The sequence below is a fragment of the Gordonia liuliyuniae genome (assembly GCF_021738805.1).
Taxonomy (GTDB): domain Bacteria; phylum Actinomycetota; class Actinomycetes; order Mycobacteriales; family Mycobacteriaceae; genus Gordonia; species Gordonia liuliyuniae.
In genome coordinates this window covers 152,693-171,841 of the sequence record NZ_JAKKOR010000013.1, presented here as the reverse complement: position 1 = coordinate 171,841, position 19,149 = coordinate 152,693, and the positions used below count along the sequence as shown (strand labels likewise).

General features: G+C 67.5%; 20 protein-coding genes. 10 read left to right on the top strand and 10 right to left on the bottom strand.

Features of this window, described 5'->3' with window-relative positions; all coding sequences use genetic code 11:
* Positions 1-28 precede the first annotated feature (28 nt).
* Complete coding sequence (locus tag L5G33_RS17975; RefSeq protein WP_236999540.1) at positions 29-1,093, top strand: YhjD/YihY/BrkB family envelope integrity protein; 1,065 nt, start codon at positions 29-31, stop codon at positions 1,091-1,093.
* A gap of 32 nt (positions 1,094-1,125) precedes the next feature.
* Here L5G33_RS17975 and L5G33_RS17970 read toward each other — a convergent pair whose 3' ends face one another.
* The 5 genes from L5G33_RS17970 to sdhC form a co-directional block, all read right to left on the bottom strand.
* Positions 1,126-2,391: a D-alanyl-D-alanine carboxypeptidase family protein gene (locus L5G33_RS17970; RefSeq protein ID WP_236999539.1), complete on the bottom strand. Its 1,266-nt coding sequence runs from the start codon at positions 2,389-2,391 to the stop codon at positions 1,126-1,128.
* A 210-nt stretch (positions 2,392-2,601) separates the two neighbouring features.
* Positions 2,602-3,384 carry a succinate dehydrogenase iron-sulfur subunit gene (locus L5G33_RS17965; RefSeq protein WP_236999538.1) on the bottom strand — a complete coding sequence of 261 codons (783 nt, stop codon included), beginning with the start codon at positions 3,382-3,384 and terminating at the stop codon, positions 2,602-2,604.
* Positions 3,384-5,138: a succinate dehydrogenase flavoprotein subunit gene (gene sdhA, locus L5G33_RS17960; RefSeq protein ID WP_236999537.1), complete on the bottom strand. Its 1,755-nt coding sequence runs from the start codon at positions 5,136-5,138 to the stop codon at positions 3,384-3,386. The genes L5G33_RS17965 and sdhA overlap by 1 nt, the downstream gene beginning before the upstream one ends.
* Positions 5,139-5,156: 18 nt before the next feature.
* Positions 5,157-5,585 carry a succinate dehydrogenase hydrophobic membrane anchor subunit gene (locus tag L5G33_RS17955; RefSeq protein ID WP_236999536.1) on the bottom strand — a complete coding sequence of 143 codons (429 nt, stop codon included), beginning with the start codon at positions 5,583-5,585 and terminating at the stop codon, positions 5,157-5,159.
* Positions 5,586-5,600: 15 nt separating this feature from the next.
* Positions 5,601-6,008 (bottom strand): succinate dehydrogenase, cytochrome b556 subunit, encoded by a 408-nt coding sequence (gene sdhC / locus L5G33_RS17950; RefSeq protein WP_236999535.1) that lies wholly within the window; start codon positions 6,006-6,008, stop codon positions 5,601-5,603.
* Positions 6,009-6,205: 197 nt separating this feature from the next.
* On the opposite strand from sdhC, the gene L5G33_RS17945 reads away from it, so the two are divergent.
* Both L5G33_RS17945 and L5G33_RS17940 read left to right on the top strand, forming a co-directional pair.
* Positions 6,206-6,640 (top strand): cytidine deaminase, encoded by a 435-nt coding sequence (locus L5G33_RS17945; protein ID WP_236999623.1) that lies wholly within the window; start codon positions 6,206-6,208, stop codon positions 6,638-6,640.
* On the top strand, positions 6,640-7,926 hold the full coding sequence (locus L5G33_RS17940) for a thymidine phosphorylase (RefSeq protein ID WP_236999534.1): 1,287 nt from the start codon (positions 6,640-6,642) through the stop codon (positions 7,924-7,926). Before L5G33_RS17945 ends, L5G33_RS17940 begins: the two co-directional genes overlap by 1 nt.
* On the opposite strand, the gene L5G33_RS17935 is transcribed toward L5G33_RS17940, so the two are convergent.
* On the bottom strand, positions 7,911-8,912 hold the full coding sequence (locus L5G33_RS17935; protein WP_236999533.1) for a glycerophosphodiester phosphodiesterase: 1,002 nt from the start codon (positions 8,910-8,912) through the stop codon (positions 7,911-7,913). The genes L5G33_RS17940 and L5G33_RS17935 overlap by 16 nt on opposite strands.
* A gap of 145 nt (positions 8,913-9,057) precedes the next feature.
* On the opposite strand from L5G33_RS17935, the gene L5G33_RS17930 reads away from it, so the two are divergent.
* Positions 9,058-10,140 carry an adenosine deaminase gene (locus L5G33_RS17930; RefSeq protein WP_236999622.1) on the top strand — a complete coding sequence of 361 codons (1,083 nt, stop codon included), beginning with the start codon at positions 9,058-9,060 and terminating at the stop codon, positions 10,138-10,140.
* A gap of 85 nt (positions 10,141-10,225) precedes the next feature.
* Here L5G33_RS17930 and L5G33_RS17925 read toward each other — a convergent pair whose 3' ends face one another.
* Positions 10,226-11,524: a SatS C-terminal domain-containing protein gene (locus L5G33_RS17925; protein ID WP_236999532.1), complete on the bottom strand. Its 1,299-nt coding sequence runs from the start codon at positions 11,522-11,524 to the stop codon at positions 10,226-10,228.
* Between the two features lie 147 nt (positions 11,525-11,671).
* Here L5G33_RS17925 and L5G33_RS17920 point away from each other — a divergent pair, with 147 nt between their 5' ends.
* The 4 genes from L5G33_RS17920 to L5G33_RS17905 are packed head-to-tail and all read left to right on the top strand — an operon-like array spanning position 11,672 to position 14,238.
* On the top strand, positions 11,672-11,971 hold the full coding sequence (locus L5G33_RS17920; RefSeq protein ID WP_265743136.1) for a type VII secretion target: 300 nt from the start codon (positions 11,672-11,674) through the stop codon (positions 11,969-11,971).
* Positions 11,968-12,900, top strand: coding sequence for a C40 family peptidase (locus tag L5G33_RS17915; RefSeq protein WP_236999530.1), 933 nt, complete (start codon positions 11,968-11,970; stop codon positions 12,898-12,900). Before L5G33_RS17920 ends, L5G33_RS17915 begins: the two co-directional genes overlap by 4 nt.
* A 35-nt stretch (positions 12,901-12,935) precedes the next feature.
* Positions 12,936-13,577 carry a uracil phosphoribosyltransferase gene (gene upp / locus L5G33_RS17910; protein WP_236999529.1) on the top strand — a complete coding sequence of 214 codons (642 nt, stop codon included), beginning with the start codon at positions 12,936-12,938 and terminating at the stop codon, positions 13,575-13,577.
* A 13-nt stretch (positions 13,578-13,590) separates the two neighbouring features.
* Positions 13,591-14,238 (top strand): YoaK family protein, encoded by a 648-nt coding sequence (locus L5G33_RS17905; RefSeq protein WP_236999528.1) that lies wholly within the window; start codon positions 13,591-13,593, stop codon positions 14,236-14,238.
* Here L5G33_RS17905 and L5G33_RS17900 read toward each other — a convergent pair.
* From L5G33_RS17900 to L5G33_RS17890, 3 genes are read right to left on the bottom strand one after another with little or no spacing between them, the layout of a single operon-like run.
* Positions 14,220-14,837, bottom strand: a complete 618-nt coding sequence (locus tag L5G33_RS17900; protein WP_236999527.1) for a hypothetical protein — start codon at positions 14,835-14,837, stop codon at positions 14,220-14,222. The two genes, L5G33_RS17905 and L5G33_RS17900, sit on opposite strands and share 19 nt — an antisense overlap.
* Positions 14,834-16,369: a phospho-sugar mutase gene (locus L5G33_RS17895; RefSeq protein WP_236999526.1), complete on the bottom strand. Its 1,536-nt coding sequence runs from the start codon at positions 16,367-16,369 to the stop codon at positions 14,834-14,836. The genes L5G33_RS17900 and L5G33_RS17895 overlap by 4 nt, the downstream gene beginning before the upstream one ends.
* Positions 16,369-17,184: a purine-nucleoside phosphorylase gene (locus L5G33_RS17890; RefSeq protein ID WP_236999525.1), complete on the bottom strand. Its 816-nt coding sequence runs from the start codon at positions 17,182-17,184 to the stop codon at positions 16,369-16,371. The genes L5G33_RS17895 and L5G33_RS17890 overlap by 1 nt, the downstream gene beginning before the upstream one ends.
* A 29-nt stretch (positions 17,185-17,213) precedes the next feature.
* Here L5G33_RS17890 and L5G33_RS17885 point away from each other — a divergent pair, with 29 nt between their 5' ends.
* On the top strand, positions 17,214-17,909 hold the full coding sequence (locus L5G33_RS17885) for an enoyl-CoA hydratase/isomerase family protein (protein WP_236999524.1): 696 nt from the start codon (positions 17,214-17,216) through the stop codon (positions 17,907-17,909).
* Entirely contained in the window at positions 17,909-19,072 is a 1,164-nt protein-coding gene (locus L5G33_RS17880; protein WP_236999523.1) for an amidohydrolase, read from the top strand. The genes L5G33_RS17885 and L5G33_RS17880 overlap by 1 nt, the downstream gene beginning before the upstream one ends.
* Positions 19,073-19,149: the final 77 nt, after the last annotated feature.

Below are 19,149 nucleotides of genomic sequence, written 5' to 3'. Positions count from 1 at the left end.
GGTGACAACCCGACGACAAGAGGAATGTGTGGACCGCATCAAAGCCCTTATCGCCCGATTGAAGGCCTTCTTCGCGACTGTCATGGAGTGGCCGCCCGTTGCACGCCTGATGGCGATGCAGGACCATTACAACCAGCGACGGGGCAACACGTACGCGGCGGCGATCAGTTTCATCGGCATCCTCTCGCTTGTGCCGGTTCTGATGGTCGCGTTCTCGGTGGCCGCTTTCGTACTCGCCAGCCGTCCGGAACTGATCCAGGACATCACCGACGCCGTCGTGGAGAACGTGCCGGGCGAACTCGGAACGCAGCTCAACGACATCATCGGTTCGGCGATCGAATCTCGCCGGGCCGTCGGTGTCATCGGTCTGTTGAGCGCGGCTCTCACCGGGCTGGGGTGGATGGCGTTGGTGCGCATGGGCCTCAGCGAGATGTGGGGTGGTCGGCAGCAGCGCAGCGCGGTGATGGGCAAGGTCTACGACCTCATCAACTTCGTCCTCCTCGGCGTCCTGTTCGTCGGCACCATCGCGATCACCGTCTTCGCTTCCGGACCGGTGGGCAAGTGGGTGCTCGGCCTCGTCGGCGTCGAGGAGACGTGGTGGGGCAAATGGATCCTGAAGATCGCCGCGGTCATCATCTCGGTCGTCGCCACCTGGCTGCTCTTCAGCTTTGTGCTCGCGAAACTGCCGTTGCAGAAGCTGCCCATCCGCGTCGTGATGCCCGGCGCGTTCGTGACGGCGATCGTGTTCGAGATCCTCAAATCGCTCGGATCGGTATACCTGCAGTCGGTGATGAGCAGCCCCGCCGGTGCGGCGTTCGGTCCGATCATCGGTGTGATGGTGTTCGCCTACCTCGCGTCCAGGATCGTCCTGTACGCATCGGCCTGGAACGCCACCAACCCGGACAACGAGAAGTACCTGACCGTCGACGAGGTGGAGAACCCCGACGACGACGAGAAGGGGCCCGTCTACCTCGCGCCCATCCAGAAGGTCTCCAGTGGCCCGAAGGCGCGGGAGATCCTGACCGCGGCCGGACTCGGAGCAGCGGCAGGTGCGGTCGCATCCGCAGTTACCAGTAAGCGGCGCGAAAAGTAGTCCGGGCGAACAGTAGTCAGGGCGAAAAGGAATCAGCGCCGTCTGCGACCGAACCGGACGGCGATCCATGCGGCGGCACCGACGATCAGCACCACCGCGGCCACCCCGATCCAGGAGATATTCCACGCGGTGTGGACATCGTCGCCGGTGGGCGAGCGTTCGGTCCCGGCATCGTCGGGCGCGGCATCGGCCAGCGACCCGATCGAGGTCCCGGCCGGTGCGGCGAACCCGTAGTCGAGCAGGCGGACCGCCTGGTCCGAGTACAGATTGTCGAGCTGGTTCACGCCATACATCTGGACGATGAGCAGTGTGCGGCCGGCGCGTTCGACGGCGCCGACGAATGTCTTCAACGCGTCGTCGGTGTAGCCGGTCTTGCCGCCGAGCATGCCGGGGAAGCCGTCGCGGAGCAGGGTGTTGCTGGTGCCCATCGTGTACCCGGGGTGCGGCTTGTCGCCGGGAACGTCCTTGAGCGGCGGGAAGCCGGGGAACGGGTAGGTCGTCAACGAAACGATGTGGCGGAACGTCTCGTTCGCCATGGCGTCACGGAAGATGAGGGCTTCGTCGTACGGGGACGTCGACATGCCTGCCGCGTCGAGCCCGGACGGGGTGGTCGCGCGGGTGTCCTTCGCGCCGAGCGACGCGGCCTTCGCATTCATCGCGGCCAACGTCTGGTCGTGCCCGCCGAGCTCGCGAGCGAGGGCGTTGGCGCAGTCGTTGCCCGACACCATCAGCAGGCCGGTCAACAGGTCACGGACGGTGTACTTGCCGCCCGGCCCGATCCCGCACGAGTCGCCTTCCATCCCGTAGTCGTTGAGCGTCCCCGTCACCGTCGTGTCGAGGTCCAGCTCGTCGAGCACGGTCAGCGCGAGCAGGACTTTGACGGTCGACGCGGGCCGGTACCGTCCGTGCGGATCCTTGGCGGCGATGACGTCGCCGCTGTCGAGGTCGGCGATCAACCATCCCGCACTCGTCAGGTTCGTCGGGAGTGGGCCGGCGGCCGGATCGTGGACGACGTCGCAGCCGCTCAACTTCTCGCCGCCGACCGCCGGGGTGGGCACCGGCAGGGGAGTGGGCGTCGTCTCACCCGGTGCCACGGCCTCGGACGTGTCGACCGCGGGTGGGGTGTGCACCTGGTGCGGACAGTCGGCGGTGTCCGGGTGCGCGGCAGGCACGAACTCGGTCGGATACACGGCGTCCGGGTCGGCATGCGCCCAGGTGTTCCCGACCACGGCGGGGAGCGCGACGAGGACGGCTGCGGTGAGGAGGCTCGCAAGCCGCCCGGCGGGTGATCTGGACATCGCATAAGACGGTACCTGCCGCTCGTCGGAGCTTGGCTCGACGTTCCCCGCAGTCTCAACTCTCCGGGTTGCCCCCTCAATGCGGCTTAGCAGGCTGGGCGCAGGCTGCTAGCACGCACTGAAGCTGCGACAAGGGAGCTGAGGTTGCGAGAGAGCCCCGACTGGTATGGTCGGGGCTCTCTCGGGGCTGCAGAGAAAGGTCTGCGGTTTCTAGCGCGAGAACATCAGGGCGCGTTTGACTTCCTGAATGGCCTGCGTCACCTGGATGCCGCGGGGGCATGCGTCGGTGCAGTTGAAGGTCGTGCGGCAACGCCACACGCCGTCGACGTCGTTCAGGATGTCGAGACGCTCGGCTGCGGCCTCGTCACGGCTGTCGAAGATGAACCGGTGAGCGTTGACGATGGCGGCCGGACCGAAGTACGAGCCCTCGTTCCAGAACACCGGGCAGCTCGTCGTGCAGCAGGCACAGAGGATGCACTTGGTGGTGTCGTCGAAGCGGGCGCGGTCGGCCTGGCTCTGCAGACGCTCGGCGGTCGGCTCGTTACCCGACGTGATCAAGAACGGCTTGATCGCGCGGTACGCGTCGAAGAACGGCTCCATGTCGACGACCAGGTCCTTCTCCACGGGGAGGCCCTTGATCGGCTCGATGGAGATCGTGATCTCCTTCGACGAGTCCTTCGGCAGCAGATCCTTCATGAGGAGCTTGCAGGCCAGACGGTTGACGCCGTTCACACGCATCGCGTCCGAGCCGCACACGCCGTGCGCGCAGCTGCGGCGGAACGTCAGCGAACCGTCCAGGTAGCCCTTCACGTAGAGGAGCAGGTTGAGCAGGCGGTCGGTCGGCAACGCCGGGACGCGAAAGCTCTCGAAACCCTGCGCGTCCGGATCCTCCGGGTTGAACCGATAGATCTTCAGCGTGACCATGGTCGCCTCGGCGGGGACGTCGGGCAACGGTGGCTCGCTGGTCGCTGGGTTCTCCAAAGTGGCAGTCATCAGTACTTACGCTCCATTGGCTCGTAGCGGGTCTGGACGACGGGCTTGTAGTCGAGCTCGATGTCGGCGAGCAGGCCCAAGCCCTTCTTGTACGCCATGGTGTGCACCAGGAAGTTCTCGTCGTCGCGCTTCGGGAAGTCCTCGCGGGCGTGTCCGCCGCGCGACTCCTTGCGGTTGATCGCACCGGCGACGGTGACCTCGGCCATCTCCAACAGGAAGCCGAGTTCGACGGCCTCGAGGAGGTCGGTGTTGAACCGCTTGCCCTTGTCGTGGACGCGGACGTGGTTGTACCGCTCCTTGAGCGCGCGGACGCCGTCGAGCGCGGTGGTCAACGTCTCCTCGGTGCGGAACACCGACGCGTTGTTGTCCATCAGCTGCTGCAACTCGGTGCGGATGTCCGCGACGCGCTCGTTGCCGTGCTCGGAGAGCAGCCCGGCGAGCCACTCGTCGACCAGCTTGGTCGGCGTCTCTTCGATCTCACTGAACGCCGCGGAGTTCGCGTAGTCGGCGGCGGCGATGCCCGCACGACGACCGAACACGTTGATGTCGAGCAGCGAATTGGTGCCGAGACGGTTCGCTCCGTGCACCGAGACGCACGCGCACTCGCCCGCGGCGAACAAGCCGTGGACGATCTGCTCGTTGTTGCTGAGGACCTGACCGTTGACGTTGGTCGGGATGCCGCCCATCACGTAGTGGCAGGTCGGGTACACCGGGACGAGCTCGGTGACCGGGTCGACACCCAGGTAGGTGCGCGCGAACTCGGTGATGTCGGGGAGCTTCTCGTTGAGCACATCCTCGCCGAGGTGGCGGACGTCGATGTAGACGTAATCCTTGTTGGGGCCGGCACCGCGACCTTCGAGGACCTCCAGCACCATCGAGCGGGCGACGATGTCGCGTGGCGCAAGGTCCTTGATGGTCGGGGCGTATCGCTCCATGAATCGTTCGCCGTCGGCGTTGCGGAGGATGCCGCCCTCGCCGCGGACCGCTTCGGAGATCAGGATGCCCAGACCGGCGAGGCCAGTCGGATGGAACTGGTGGAACTCCATGTCCTCGAGCGGCAGACCCTTGCGGAAGATGATGCCCATGCCGTCACCGGTGAGGGTGTGCGCATTGGACGTCGTCTTGTACATGCGTCCCGAGCCGCCCGTGGCGAACACGATCGACTTCGCGTGGAAGACGTGGATCTCGCCGGTGGCCAGCTCGTAGGCGACGACGCCGTTGGCGACGGGCTCGCCGTTCTCGTCGGTCGTCATGTTGATGTCGAGCGCGTAGAACTCGTTGTAGAACTCGACGTCGTGCTTGACGCAGTTCTGGTACAGGGTCTGAAGGATCATGTGGCCGGTGCGGTCGGCGGCGTAGCAGGCGCGGCGGACCGGGGCCTTACCGTGATCGCGTGTGTGGCCGCCGAATCGACGCTGGTCGATCTTGCCCTCAGGGGTGCGGTTGAAGGGGAGACCCATCTTCTCCAGGTCGAGCACCGCATCGATGGCCTCCTTGGCCATGATCTCGGCTGCGTCCTGGTCGACGATGTAGTCGCCGCCCTTGACCGTGTCGAAGGTGTGCCATTCCCAGTTGTCCTCTTCGACGTTGGCGAGTGCGGCACACATGCCGCCCTGCGCCGCGCCGGTGTGGCTGCGAGTCGGGTACAGCTTGGTCAGCACTGCGGTGCGGGCGCGGGGCGCGGCCTCGATGGCCGCGCGCATGCCTGCGCCACCTGCACCGACGATGACGACGTCATAGCGATGTTCCTGCATGGTGTTTCTCAGTACTCCTTAGCTGCGGCCGAAGGTGAGGATCGCGTAGGTGCCCAAGACGAGGATCAAGATCATCGAGAGGCCGAGCAGCACGTTGAGCCAGAAGCGGGTGCTGTCCTTGCGTGAATAGTCGGCGATGATTGTGCGGACACCGTTGGCGCCGTGGATTTCGGCGAGCCACAGCATGAAGAGGTCCCAGACCTGCCAGAACGGCTGCTTCCAACGATCGGCCACGAAGCTCGCGTCGATGCGGTGCACCCCGTCGTCGACCATGAGCATGATGAACATGTGGCCGAACGTGAGGATGATCAGGGCGATGCCCGAGAAACGCATGAACATCCACGCGTACTTCTCGAAGTTGCCGCCCTTGTGCGGACGCGGGCTGCGGGGGTTGTCCAGGCTGGCGGGACGGTCGTACTCGGTACCGAGTGTCTTGACTTCAGTCATTGTTTTCTCCCGGTCCTAGAACGCGTGGGTGATCAGGATCTGCAGCAGGCGGGCCGCAGCAGCGATGAACACGATGGCGAAGACGGTCAGGACGGTCCAGAGCATCTGGCGCTGGTACTTGGCGCCCTTGCCCCAGAAGTCGACCAGGATGACGCGAAGGCCGTTCAGTGCGTGGTACAGGACGCAGAACACCAGACCGATCTCCATGAGGCCGATCAGCGGCGTCTTGTAGGTCTCGATGATCTCGGTGTACGTGTTCTCGTTGACCGAGATCACGGCCGTGTCGAGGACGTGCACGAAGAGGAAGAAGAATATGGAGACGCCGGTGATGCGGTGCAACACCCACGACCACATTCCTGGGTCACCTCGGTAGAGAGATCGTTTGCGCACCGGTGCTGGTGCGACCTCGGTGGGGGTGCTCATCGCGAAACTACGCCTCCAAAGTCGTTGTCATTTACTGGTGTCTCGAGGCGTGCGAGCGACGACGCGGCGGGACCCATCGCACCTGACTTTAAACCTAAGCTGAGGCCTATCGTGAATTGCCCGAACAATGTGATCAGGGTCCTCGAATTTCTTTAGGTATGCCTTACCTTTTGTATTTGACAGCTCGGCGAGAGGGAATTGTGACGCCCATAGACTTCGAAGTTCTTCGAAAGGCGGCTGCGACCGCGATGACCAGGGCGTATGCGCCGTACTCCCGGTTCCCGGTGGGGGCCGCCGCTCTCACTGGGTCTGGCGAATTGATCACCGCAGCCAATGTGGAAAATGTCTCATATGGTCTCGGTCTCTGCGCCGAGGTGGCTTTGGTCTCAGTCGGTGTTTCCCGAGGTGCCCTAGACGGCCCGCCCGGCAGCGGGAACAAGAGTCTCGCCGCTGTCGCAGTGTGCGACGGCGACGGCCGGGCGCTGACCCCCTGTGGACGATGTCGTCAGGTGCTGCTGGAGTTCGGCGGCCCGGATCTGCTCGTCGACGGTGCCCGCGGGCCGCGACCGCTCGGCGACCTGCTGCCCGACGCGTTCGGGCCCGGCGACCTCGACCGCGTGTGGAGGCCCTGATGGACCCGATAACGGTGATCGCGGCCAAACGCGACGGCGGGGAACTGTCCACCGAGCAGATCCGGGAGGTGATCGCCGGGTACACGTCCGGCGGCGTCGCACCCGAGCAGATGTCGTCGCTGCTCATGGCGATCGTGCTCAACGGGATGGGACGACGGGAGATCGCTGACTGGACCGCCGCGATGATCGACTCCGGTGTCCGGCTGGATCTGACCGGGCTGCGGACGGTCGACAAGCATTCGACGGGCGGTGTCGGCGACAAGATCACGCTGCCGTTGACGCCGCTGGTGGCGTCGTACGGCTTGGCTGTTCCGCAGTTGTCGGGGCGGGGTCTGGGTCATACCGGTGGCACTCTCGACAAGCTCGAGTCCATCCCGGGGTGGCGCGCCGATCTCACCGTCGACGAGATGCGGGCGCAGCTGCGCGAGGTCGGGGCCGTCGTCTGCGCGGCCACCGCCGACCTCGCGCCCGCCGACCGCAAGCTGTACGCGCTGCGCGACGTGACCGGGACCGTGGCGTCGATCCCGCTGATCGCCAGCAGCATCATGAGCAAGAAGATCGCCGAGGGGACGGGCGCTCTCGTCCTCGACGTGAAAGTCGGATCGGGGGCCTTCATGAAGACCTACGCCGACGCTGCGGAACTCGCCGAAGCGATGGTCGAGCTGGGCGCGGATGCAGGCGTCGACACGCGGGCCCTGCTCACCGACATGTCGTCGCCGCTCGGCCGGACCGCGGGCAACGCCGTCGAGGTCGCCGAATCGCTCGAGGTTCTCGCGGGCGGCGGACCGTCCGACGTCGTCGAGCTGACGGTGGCGTTGGCGCGCGAGATGCTCGACGCAGGTGGGCTCGGTGAGGTGGACGTGGCAGAGAACCTGCGCAACGGCCGCGCGATGGACACGTGGCGCTCGATGATCATCGCGCAGGGCGGTGACCCGGACGCCCCGCTGCCCGCGCCGCGACACACCCACGTCGTCACCGCGACCGGTGACGGACACCTCGGCGCCCTCGACGCGCTGGCGGTCGGCGAAGCCGCCTGGCTGTTGGGAGCAGGCCGGTCACGTCCCGGCGACGCCGTCTCCTACGCCGCGGGCGTCACCTGGCATGCGGGCGTCGGTGACCCGGTCCGCGCCGGCGAACCGCTGTTCACGCTCGCCTGCGACGACGAGTCGCGCCTGGAACGGGCCGTCGAGCGGCTCGATGACGCGGTGCAGATCGTCGCGCCGGCGGCCCGGCCAGGCCCGCGCGTGCTCGGGCGAGTGGGCGACCGAGCTCAACCCCGCCGGTAGGCCTTCGGCAGCGCGATCCCCTCGGCCCGGAACACCGAACGCAGGCGGGTCGGGTAGTCGGTGATGATGCCGTCGACGCCGTAGGAGAGCTGCGCACGCATGTCGGACTTCTCGTTCACCGTCCACGGGATCACCCGTAGGTCTGCGGCGTGGGCGTCGGCGACGAGGGCGGCGTTCGACAGCGCGAAGGCAGGGGACAGGACGTCGAAGCCCGCGGACTTGACGGCGGCGACGACGTCGCCGCCCGAACGGTCGTAGTCGACGGGGCCGAGCCAGCGCGAGTCCGACTTCCACGTCGTGTCGTCGTAGAGGGCCACCAGCGGGATGCTCGGCTCCTGCGCGCGAACCAAGGGGAGGCTGCGCCAGTCGAAGCTCTGGATCTCGACGCGGTCGGTGAGGTGCGCCTTGCGGACTTCGCGCAGGATCGACGCGACGAACACGGCGGGCTGCGCGCTTCGGTCACGTTCTTCGGCTTCGATCTTGGTCTCGATGTTGAACCGGACCTTGTTGTTCTTGTATTTCGCGGCCAGCGCGAACACCTGGGGGAGGGTCGCGATACGGTTTCCCGGTACCGGCTTCGCAGTCGGAAAGTCTGCGAGCTTCTTGTCGCAGATCAGCGTCTGGATCTGACGGTTGGTCAGATCATGGACGTCCTTGCCGACGTACGGGAACTGGCGGTCGCCGACGAACGCGGGCAGCGTGTCACGGCACTTGTCGGCTTGGATCTGTGGGTCGTGCCAGACCACGGGGACCGAGTCCTTGGTCATGACAACGTCGAGTTCGAGCGTGGTGACGCCCAACTCGAGCGAACGGGCGAAGCCGTACAGCGATTCCTCGGCGTGCTCGCCGCGTCCACCGCGGTGCGATTGGAGTTCGACGCTCGTGTCGGTGGTGGGTTCAGCATGGACGGGGCCGGCGAGCACGGCGCCTGCGGCGATCGCGGCCGTCACGGCGGCGGTGGTGAGGCGGGCGAGTCGAGAAGTCATGGCGCAGACGCTAACGACGCCACGGGAACGTTCGGCGACCCAGGAGTTGCGTGCGGCTGACCGGATCGTGTCATCGACGGGCGGGGCGCTCGCGCCGTCGTTCATCCGGCGAGCGAGTCGATGCTCGGCCGGATACGGTCGAGCCATGATCACCGTCGAACAATGCCGACTGGCGCCCAAGGTACTTCTGCACGATCACCTCGACGGCGGGCTGCGCCCGGCGACGGTCCTGGATCTCGCGCGCGAGACCGGTTACGACAAGCTGCCGGCGGACGATGCCGTCGCGCTCGCCCGCTGGTTCCGCACGGCCGCCGACAGCGGTTCGCTGGAGAAGTACCTGGAGACGTTCGCGCACACGGTCGGCGTCATGCAGACGAGGATCGCACTGGAGCGGGTGGCGCGCGAATGCGTGGAGGACCTCGCCGCCGACGGCGTCGTCTACGCGGAGATCAGGTTCGCGCCGGAACAGCATCTCGAGGCGGGGTTGACGCTCGACGAGGTGGTCGACGCTGTTCTCGCCGGGTTCGAGGAGGGACGAGTGGCTGCACGCGCGTCGGGGCGCGGCATCGTGGTCGGCGCTCTGCTGACCGCGATGCGGCATGCGGCGCGCTCCCGCGAGATCGCTGAACTCGCCGTCCGATTCCGAGACCGCGGGGTTGTCGGCTTCGACATCGCGGGCGCAGAAGCGGGCAACCCGCCGAGCAGGCACCTCGACGCGTTCGAGTATCTACGCGCCGAATGCGCCCACTTCACGATCCACGCGGGTGAAGCGTTCGGACTGCCGTCGATCCACGAGGCGATCGCGTTCTGCGGCGCCGACCGGCTGGGCCACGGGGTGCGCGTCACCGATGACATCGATCTGACCGCCGGACTCGGCTCGGCGCGCCTCGGACGTGTCGCGAACTATGTGCGCGACAAGCGGATCCCTCTCGAGATGTGCCCGAGTAGCAATGTCCAGACCGGCGCGGTCGCGTCGATGGCCGACCACCCGTTCGACAAACTCGCTCGACTGAGGTTCCGCGTCACCGTCAACACCGACAACCGGTTGATGAGCGACACCACCATGAGCCGCGAGTTCATGGTCTTGCACGAGCAGTTCGGCTACGGGTGGGCCGACTTCGAACGCTTCACCGTCAACGCCATGAAATCGGCGTTCCTCCCGTTCGGGGAGCGTCTCGCACTCATCGACGACGTGATCAAACCCGGGTTCCGAGTGCTGATGGGCTAGCGCCGGCGACGCACGCGCCGCCGAACGTTGGCACTCGAACCGTTCTCCAGGAGCGGTTCGAGTGCCAACGTTTCGTCGTTGACCGCTATCCGCGCTTGACGAGCCGGTCTTCGAAGTCGTGCACGAGGGCGGTCCAGACTTCGGCTTCGTTGTCGTACGGTCCGGACGGGGCCAGCCGCTTCGGATCCGGGTTGATCGCATAGTCGACGAGCCAGCCGAGCGGAGTGGTCGACGCGAGCTGCTCGTTGACGGTCTCGATGCCCGCGTAGTCGGCGGCGTCGGTGAGCAGCTCGACGGCCAGGTCGATCTGGCGAGACTCGACGCGGCGAGGGCCGTCGAGAATGTCCTCGTCGATGCCCTGGAGCGCGTACACGTTCTCCGGCAGCACCTGGTACTCGATCTCGGCGGTCTCGGCGGCGCTGCGCACGTCGGCGAACGTCGACAGCTTGGACAGATCGTGCTCGGAGTCGCCCGCCAGGAAGCGGGTCAATGCACGCTCGGAGCCGAACCCGAAGATCTGCCCCTTGGAGCCGAGGAACAACGGGTCGTCGCCGAGGTAGCAGCGCAGCGTCAGGAACTCACCGGCATCGGTGTAGATGCGGATCGGGTCGATGCCGACGGCCGCCCAGAAATCGTCCTCGTCTACTTCATCGTCGTCGTCTTCGTCGTCGGAGTCCTCCTCATCGGAGTCTTCGTCGGAGGCTTCGTCGTCGTCATCCGAGTCGACGTCCGCTCCGACCAACTCGTCGATGTCGTCGTCCGGTTCGTCCTCGTCCTCGGCCGATGCCGCGGCGGCCAGCTCCTCCTCGGCCTCCTCGACGGCTTTCGCGTCGACCTTCGGCTTGGCGACGACGTCGTCGAGCGCGTCGATGACGTCGTCCCAGTGCTTGGCGATGATGCGGCCGATGCGGACCCACAGGTCGATACCGTCACGGCCGGCGAAGTCGTTGGTGCCGACCGCTACCGCGCCGAGAATCGGGTTGCCGGTGAAGAACTTGACGACCGGCTCCAGGTCGCATACCTCGCCGATGATCCGCACGATCTCGAGAGCGTCCTCGAGTTCGGCGATCACCTCGGGCTTCGGGTCCTCAGCGGCCAGTTCGGGCACGCCGATCAGGTCGTAGGAGTGCCGGTCGTCGGGAATGAGTTCCTCGGCCTGCAACTTCTTGATCGTGTCCCACGCGGGGTGGTCGGCGAGGTCGTTGTCGTCGTCCCCGCGCACGAAAGCAGCGAGTTCTGCGACAGAGTCGAGAACGTACAGATCCTCGTCGAGCCCAAGGAAGGCCTCCCACTCGTCGTCGCCCTCGCGCCATCGCGGGGCCCACAGAGTGAAGAGGTTGCCTTCGGTGAGTCCGAGTTCAATGGGGACAATGTCTCCGGCCATGATCACAGAGCGTAGTCATGTTCGGCCGATCCTGCTCAACGCCCCCGCCTCAACGGCCCGACAGCCCGATCTCCGGCGACTCTGGGCACTGTCGCGACACGCCGACGGTGATGGAACCGAACCCGCGTCCGGCGCGTCTGACTGAGTATGAAGACAGTCACAGTTGAACCAGCATCAGTCGGTCAGGCGGTGCAGACGCAACAGCGCGCGGCAGACCAGGTGGCGACGCAGGCGAACGCCGAACGCATCGACACGGGAGCACTCGCGGCGACATTCGGTCTGATCGGGGCAGGTTTCCTGTCGGCGCTCGCCGACGTCGGCGCGCAACGCACCCGGACCCTCGACGGCCTGAGCGCCGCGCACTCGTCGACGGCGTCGAAGACGGTGACCGCCGACCGTGCGTACTGCGGCTGCGACGAGGCCTGCGCGCAGGCGGTGGCGGTATGAGCGCCGCACTGTTGATCGCACCGCTCAAGATGCTGGTGTCGGTGCTCGGCACCGGAGTGCTCCCGCCCGGTGCGACGACGGCCCTCGGCAACGCGGAGACGACCCTCACCGCAGCGTCGGACGAGTCGGCGCGGACCGTCGCCGCGGTAAAGACCGGATGGAAGGGCGACGGCGGAATGGCCGCCGCGTCGACGGCGACGACGCTCGCCGCCGCCGACTCCGCGGTCGGCCGGGCCGGCACCGACGTCGCGACGACCATCGAATCGGCGGCCGGACACGTGCGGACCGCGAACATGGCCCTGAACGCGCTCGTCGAATCGTTCGTGACGGCAGCGTCGGCAGTGCCAGCGATCGCGACACCGGCCGGACTGGCCACGCTGATCCCACTCGCGCTCGACCACATCGCACGCGGCGTCCAGGTGATTCAAAAGGCGCAGACCGAACTCGAGGCCGACACGGCTGCTCTCGGCAGGCACAACGCGCCCGCCGAGGTGACGACGGGTTCCACGCAGACGACCGCCACGAGCGGAGAGGGAACCAAGATCGTGCTGCCCGACGGGTCGACGGTGTACGCGCCGAACGAGCGCGCCGCGACCGCCGTCCGCGCCGCCCTCAGCGTGCAAGGCACCCCGTACGTGTGGGGCGGGACCACCACCGACGGCTTCGACTGCAGTGGCCTCACCCAGTGGGCGTACCAGCAGGCGGGCGTCGACCTACCGCGACTCGCGCAGGACCAGGACACCGCGGGCGTCGCGGTGTCCCAGTCGGACCTGCAACCCGGTGACCTCGCCGTCTGGTCCGGTCATGTCGCGATGTACATCGGCAACGGCCAGTACGTCGAAACGGGCGGCGACCCCGTCGGTGTGTCGCCGCTCTACACGAACAACGCGGGACAGTCGTTCGAAGGCTTCTACCGTCCCAACACGTGAATCCGTGGCGGTCGTGCACGTCCTACACTTCTCCTATGACGACGGCTTCTTCTCTTGACGTCCGCGTCGTCGACCATCCCGCTACTCGCGCGTGGTTGACGATCCTGCGGGACAAACGGACCGACAACCCCGGATTCCGCGGCGCGCTCGCACGGCTCTCGTCGATGCTCGTCTACGAGGCGCTGCGGGACGCGCCCGTGGACGAGTTTGACGTGCAGACTCCCGTCGCTGTCGCACCGGGCGCCCGAATCCAGTCTCCGCCGCTGTTCGTGCCGGTCCTGCGGGCCGGTCTCGGCATGCTCGACGCCGCACTCGACGTGGTGCCCGACGCGCGCATCGGCTTCATCGGGGTCGCCCGCGACGAGGAGACGGCGCTGCCCGTCGAATACCTCGCATCGCTGCCGGACGACCTGTCGGGTCAACCCGTGTACGTCCTCGACCCGATGCTCGCGACCGGCGGATCGCTGGTCCACACACTCGATCTGCTTGCCGCGCGCGGCGCCGACGATCTGACCGCGGTGTGCGTCGTCGGGGCTCCGCAGGGCATCGCGGCTCTGGAGGCCAGCCCTCACCGGGTTCGCGTGGTGATCGGAGCCGTGGACCAGGGTCTTGACGACCACTCGTTTATCGTCCCCGGACTCGGGGACGCGGGAGACCGCCAGTTCGGCCCCCGCTAGCCGGCCCGGCTCGATGCAGAACATTCGTCGTCGCGAGTGGACGCTCGCGATGGTCCTGGCCGCCGTAGCGGGTGGACTCGATGCGATCGGTTTTCTCGAACTCGGCGGGTACTTCGTATCGTTCATGAGCGGGAACACGACGCGGATGTCTGCCGAAGCCGTCGACGTCGGCTGGAGTGTCGCCTGGCATGCGGTCGCACTCATCGGCCTGTTCTTCGTCGGCGCCGTGGCGGGTGCGATTCTCGCGCAGTATCGCGACGGGCGGGTGACGGTTCTCGTGGCGTCGACGCTGCTCGTCGGGAGCGCCGCCGCACTCGGCTTGCTCCCGTCACCGCCGTTCCCGCCGGTGCTGGTCGTGGCGATCGCGATGGGCGTGATGAACGCGACGTTCCTGCGTGACGGCGAGGTGTCGATCGGCGTCACCTACATGACCGGAACCCTGGTGAAGGCGGCGCAACGCCTCGGCCTGGCGCTGCTCGGCGGACCGCGTTGGCTGTGGGTGCGTTACCTCAGCATGTGGGCGGCGCTGGCCGCCGGGTCACTGCTCGGCGCGTGGGTCTATAGCTGGTGGCCCCTGGTCGCGCTCTGGGCGGTGTTCGCAGTGCTGATCGGCACGACCGCGGTCACGTGGGCGCTTCGACGTCAGTCCACCCACGCCTGAATCATCGATTCGACGTGTGGGCCGTCGCCCGCCGGAGTGATGACGAGCGCCGATGTGCTGACCTCGTAGGTCGTTCCGCCGTTGACCGCGGTGAAAGTGTTGCCTGAACGGGTCGGGTATCCGATCTCGATGGATCCGCCGTCGGCTGAACCCTTGTAGTAGTTGCGGCCCACCTGTGAACCGACCTGGCAGACGACGACCTGAGACCGATCGGTGTAGCCGACGAAGACTGCGGCGTCGTCGGCGTTGCACCGCGCGGACGATCCGCTGAATCCCTGCCAGTCCGCTCCCGACACTGTCGGCGACGAATGCGAGGTCGTCGGCGGTGGCGCGGTGGTCGGGATGGGGTCCTGCGCGGTGGGTCCCTGCTGCGGCTGCTGGGTGACGGTCACCGTCGAACCCGACTGCGCCGGCTTCGGCGATGAGGATTCGCTCGAGGATCCTGCGCTCGCTGTCTCGTCCGAGTGCGAGTTCGCGTATACGAGGGCGCCGGTGACGCCGCCGATCAGCACGAGCACGCCGATGACGATGGCGACGATCACGGCGGGCGACGCCCAGGGCGACCGCTGAGGACCTCGGGGCGGCATCGGGTACGTCATCGGTTACGGTCCTCCCTGAGTTCGACGGTCGCGACCTCGTCCAGCGCGCGCTGGAGTTCCCCCGACACGTCGGCGCGTACGCGACCAACACTAGTGCCTGCGGCGGAGCGGGTCATTTGTCCGTAGATCTTCACCTTCGGCTCCGTCCCGCTCGGCCGTACGAACACGCGGAGTCGCTCGGTCGAGTCGAGTCGAAACCCCACGAACTCCACGCCATCGGTCCGCAGTCCGTCGTCGCGCGACGCGTAGTCGGCGCCGGTGACGTCGAAGCCAGCGAGGACGCGCGGCGGGTGGGCGCGAAGCCAGGACATGTACGCGGTGATCTGCGCGGGGTCGTCGAAGCGGAGGGAGCGCTGCGCGGTGACGTAGACGCCGCGCCGTTCGGCGAGCCGGTCGAGCGCGGCCGACAGTCCGCCGCGATCGGCCCAGTCGCGTGCGATGCGGGCACAGGCGAGCGCCGCGCTGATCCCGTCCTTGTCGCGGACGGCGTCGGGGTCGACACAGTGACCGATCGCCTCCTCGTACGCGTAGACGAGTGGTTCGCCCGCCCGCACCAGCCATTTGAAACCGGTGAGCGTGCGGCGGGCGTCGGCGCCGCGGGCGAGCGCGTCGTCGTGCATCAGCGTGCCGGAGACGACGGAGCTCGCTACGACGGGGCGTGGTCCACTGCGGACCAGCGCGTCGTCGAGGATCGTCGCGCCGAGCAGCGCGCCCGTCTCGTCGCCGGTCAGCATCCGCCACGTCTGTCCGTCGGAGACGCCGACCGCACACCGATCGGCGTCCGGGTCGAGTGCGATCGCCAGGTCGGCGTCGACCCGCGCCGCGGTCGCCAACAGGAGGTCGACGGCGCCCGGCTCCTCCGGGTTCGGGAAGGCGACGGTGGGGAAGTCGGGGTCGGGGTCGAACTGTTCGGGTACCGGGTGCACGTCGGGGAATCCGGCGTCGCGGAGCGCGTCGACGACGAGAGTTCCGCCGACTCCGTGCATCGCGGTCACCGCGATGCGGACGTTCGGGCCGTCGGACGCGGGGAACCGCACGCGCAGCCGCGCGAGGTAGTCGTCGCGGATCCGGTGCGCCCGCGCATCGGGTGTGACGGGCGTGCGCGGGACGTCGTCGCCGACGGCGCGGATCGCCTGTTCTATCGCTCGGTCGGCGGGTTCGACGAGTTGGGCTCCACCGTCGAGATACACCTTGTAGCCGTTGTCGCCGGGCGGATTGTGCGACGCGGTCACCATCACCCCGGCCACGGCGTCGAGGGCTCGGCACGCGAACGAGACGAGCGGGGTCGGGCCAGGGTCCGGGAGTGCGACGACATCGAATCCACACGCCGCCAACACTTCTCGCGTAGCAGCCGCGAACTCTTCGGACCCGTGTCGACCGTCTCGTCCCACGACGACGGTCCCGCCCGCGTGCCCGTTCGCGGTCAACCAGGCGGCCAGGCCGGCCGTCGCACGTGTCACGGTTCGCACGTTCATACCGTCTGGGCCGTCGTGGACGGGGCCGCGCAGCCCCGCGGTGCCGAACGTGAGCATCAGCCGCGGTCGCCGATCTCGCGAATCACGGACGCGAGGAGTTCACCCATCCGGGACGCAGATGCGCGACCGACGGCGAGGACTTCGGCGTGATCGAGCGCCTCGCCGGTGATCCCGGCCGCGAGGTTGGTGACCAACGAGAGACCGAGCACGTCGAGGCCCGCCGCTCGCGCGGCGATCGTCTCGTGGACCGTCGACATGCCGACGAGGTCGGCGCCCAGCACACCGAGCATGGTGATCTCGGCCGGCGTCTCGTACTGGGGGCCCGGCAGCCCCGCGTACACGCCCTCGGCGAGGGTCGGGTCGATGCGGCGCGCCGCGGCGCGCAGGGCAGGCGAGTACGCGTCGACCATGTTCACGAAGTGCGCGCCCCGCAGCGGTGACCGGCCGGTCAGGTTGATCTGGTCGGCGATCAGGACCGGCTGGCCGACGGACATGTAGGGGCGCATGCCGCCCGCCGCATTCGTCACGACCACGGTGTGGACGCCGGCCGCGGCGGCGGTCCGGATCGGGTGGACGACCCGCGCCAGGTCGTGTCCTTCGTAGGCGTGGATCCGGCCGAGCATGACGAGCACCCGGACGCCGTCGACGTCGATCGACGCGATGGTGCCCGCGTGGCCCTGTGCGGACGGCGGCGCGAAGCCGGGGAGGTCGAGCATGTCGATCTCGGCGGACGGTGTGCCGATGGCGGTGGCCGCGGGCGCCCACCCCGACCCGAGGACGACCGCCACATCGTGTCGAGGGCAAGCGGTCTGGGCGGCGAGAGCGTCGGCGGCGGCAGCCGCAGCGGAGTCGGGGTCGATGGTCGGATCCATGCGACAACCCTAAGATAAGGTTTTCAGCTATGCCGTACTTGAACGTGACTGACGACGCCGCTGAACTGTTCCTCGGAGCCGAAGGCGTCGAACTGGACGAGTCGAACCCGGAGAACCGTTTCGCGCTGGCGTGGCTCGACCAGGTCACCGCCCTCCTCGACGAGGCGTTCGCCGCCCGCAAGCCGCTGATCGTGTCGGCGACGGGCAAGTTCTTCTCCAACGGCCTCGACACCGACTACATCGCCGCCAACGCAGGCGACCTGCCCGGGTACCTGGACACCATCCACCAGCTGTACGTGAAGGTCCTGACCGCTCCGGCACCGGTGATCGCCGCGGTCAACGGGCACGCCTTCGGCGGAGGCGCGATGCTCGCGCTGTGCGCCGACTACCGCGTCATGCGCTCGGACCGGGGGTTCTTCTCGCTGCCCGAAGCCGCGCTGAACATGCCGTTCACGCGGGGGATGGCGTCGCTGATCCGCACCCGCATGTCGGACACGACCGCCACCGAGGCGATGCTGACCAGCCGACGCTACGGCGGCGACGACGCGCGGGCCGCGGGCATCGTCGACGAGTCCGTTCCTGCGGACGCGATCCTCGGCCGGGCCCGCGAGGTGGCGCGTGAACGGGCGGCGCTGGTCGGTGACAACCTCTCCACCATCAAACGCGGACTGCGACTGCCGCTTCTGGAGGATCTGAACACGGCGACTCCTGTCACCCTGCTCTGATGCTTCCGGTCATCTCCGATTGGTTGGACGCCAACCTCGATCGAGTGATCGGCTGGCGGCGCGAACTGCACGCGTCGCCAGAACTGTCGATGCACGAGACGAAGACGACGGCGACCGTCGTCCGAATCCTCACCGCTGCCGGGCTCGCTCCGCGCATCCTGCCCAAGGGCACGGGCGTCGTCTGTGATCTGGGGCCCATCGATCAGCCGCGCATCGGGCTGCGGGCCGACCTGGACGGTCTGCCGATTCCGGAGCAGACGGGGCTGCCGTTCGCCTCCCGCAACGAGGGCGTCTCCCATTCATGTGGGCACGACGCGCACTCGGCGATCCTGATGGGCGTGGGACTCCTGCTCGCCGAGATCGACCGTGACGGCGGGCTGCCGTTCGGGGTTCGGCTCCTGTTCCAGGCCGCGGAGGAGGTGATGCCCGGCGGTGCGCTCGACGCCATCGACGCCGGGGTCACCGACGGACTGAGTCGCATCTTCGCGCTGCACTGCGATCCGCATCTGCAGGTCGGCACCGTCGGACTGCGGGCGGGGCCGCTGACGTCGGCCGCCGACCGCGTCGAGGTGCATCTGCACGGGCCGGGCGGACACAGTTCGCGGCCACACCTGACCAATGATCTGGTGTACGCGATGGGCGCGATCATCACCGGAGTGCCGGGGATCTTGTCACGACGCATCGATCCGCGGTCTGGCACTGTCGTCACGTGGGGCGCGGTCCACTCGGGGAACGCGCCGAATGCCATCCCGCAGGAGGGGCGGATGCGCGGCACCGTCCGCACCGGCGACCACGACACCTGGCGGAAGTTGGAACCGTTGGTACGCAGCGTGATCGGTGAGATCGCTGCGCCTCTCGGCGTCGCCTGCGACATCACGTACTTCCGCGGTGTGCCGCCCGTGGTGAACGAGGCCGACAGCGTCGCGCTGCTGCGTCGAGCCGTCGAAGCACTCGGTCCCGGCGCCGATGTCGACACCCCGCAGTCTGCGGGCGGTGAAGACTTCGCCTGGTACCTCGAACGGGTGCCGGGCGCGATGGCGCGACTCGGCGTGTGGAGTGGTTCGGGCCCGATGTGCGACCTGCACCAGCCGAACTTCGACATCGACGAGCGTGCGCTCGGCATCGGCATCGCAATGTTGGCCGGAGCCGCGCTCGGCGTCTGACCGTCACTCCGGCACTACTGACACGTATGCGGTATGTACTCGGCCGAATTCGCCGATTCGGGCCGAATATGTGCTAA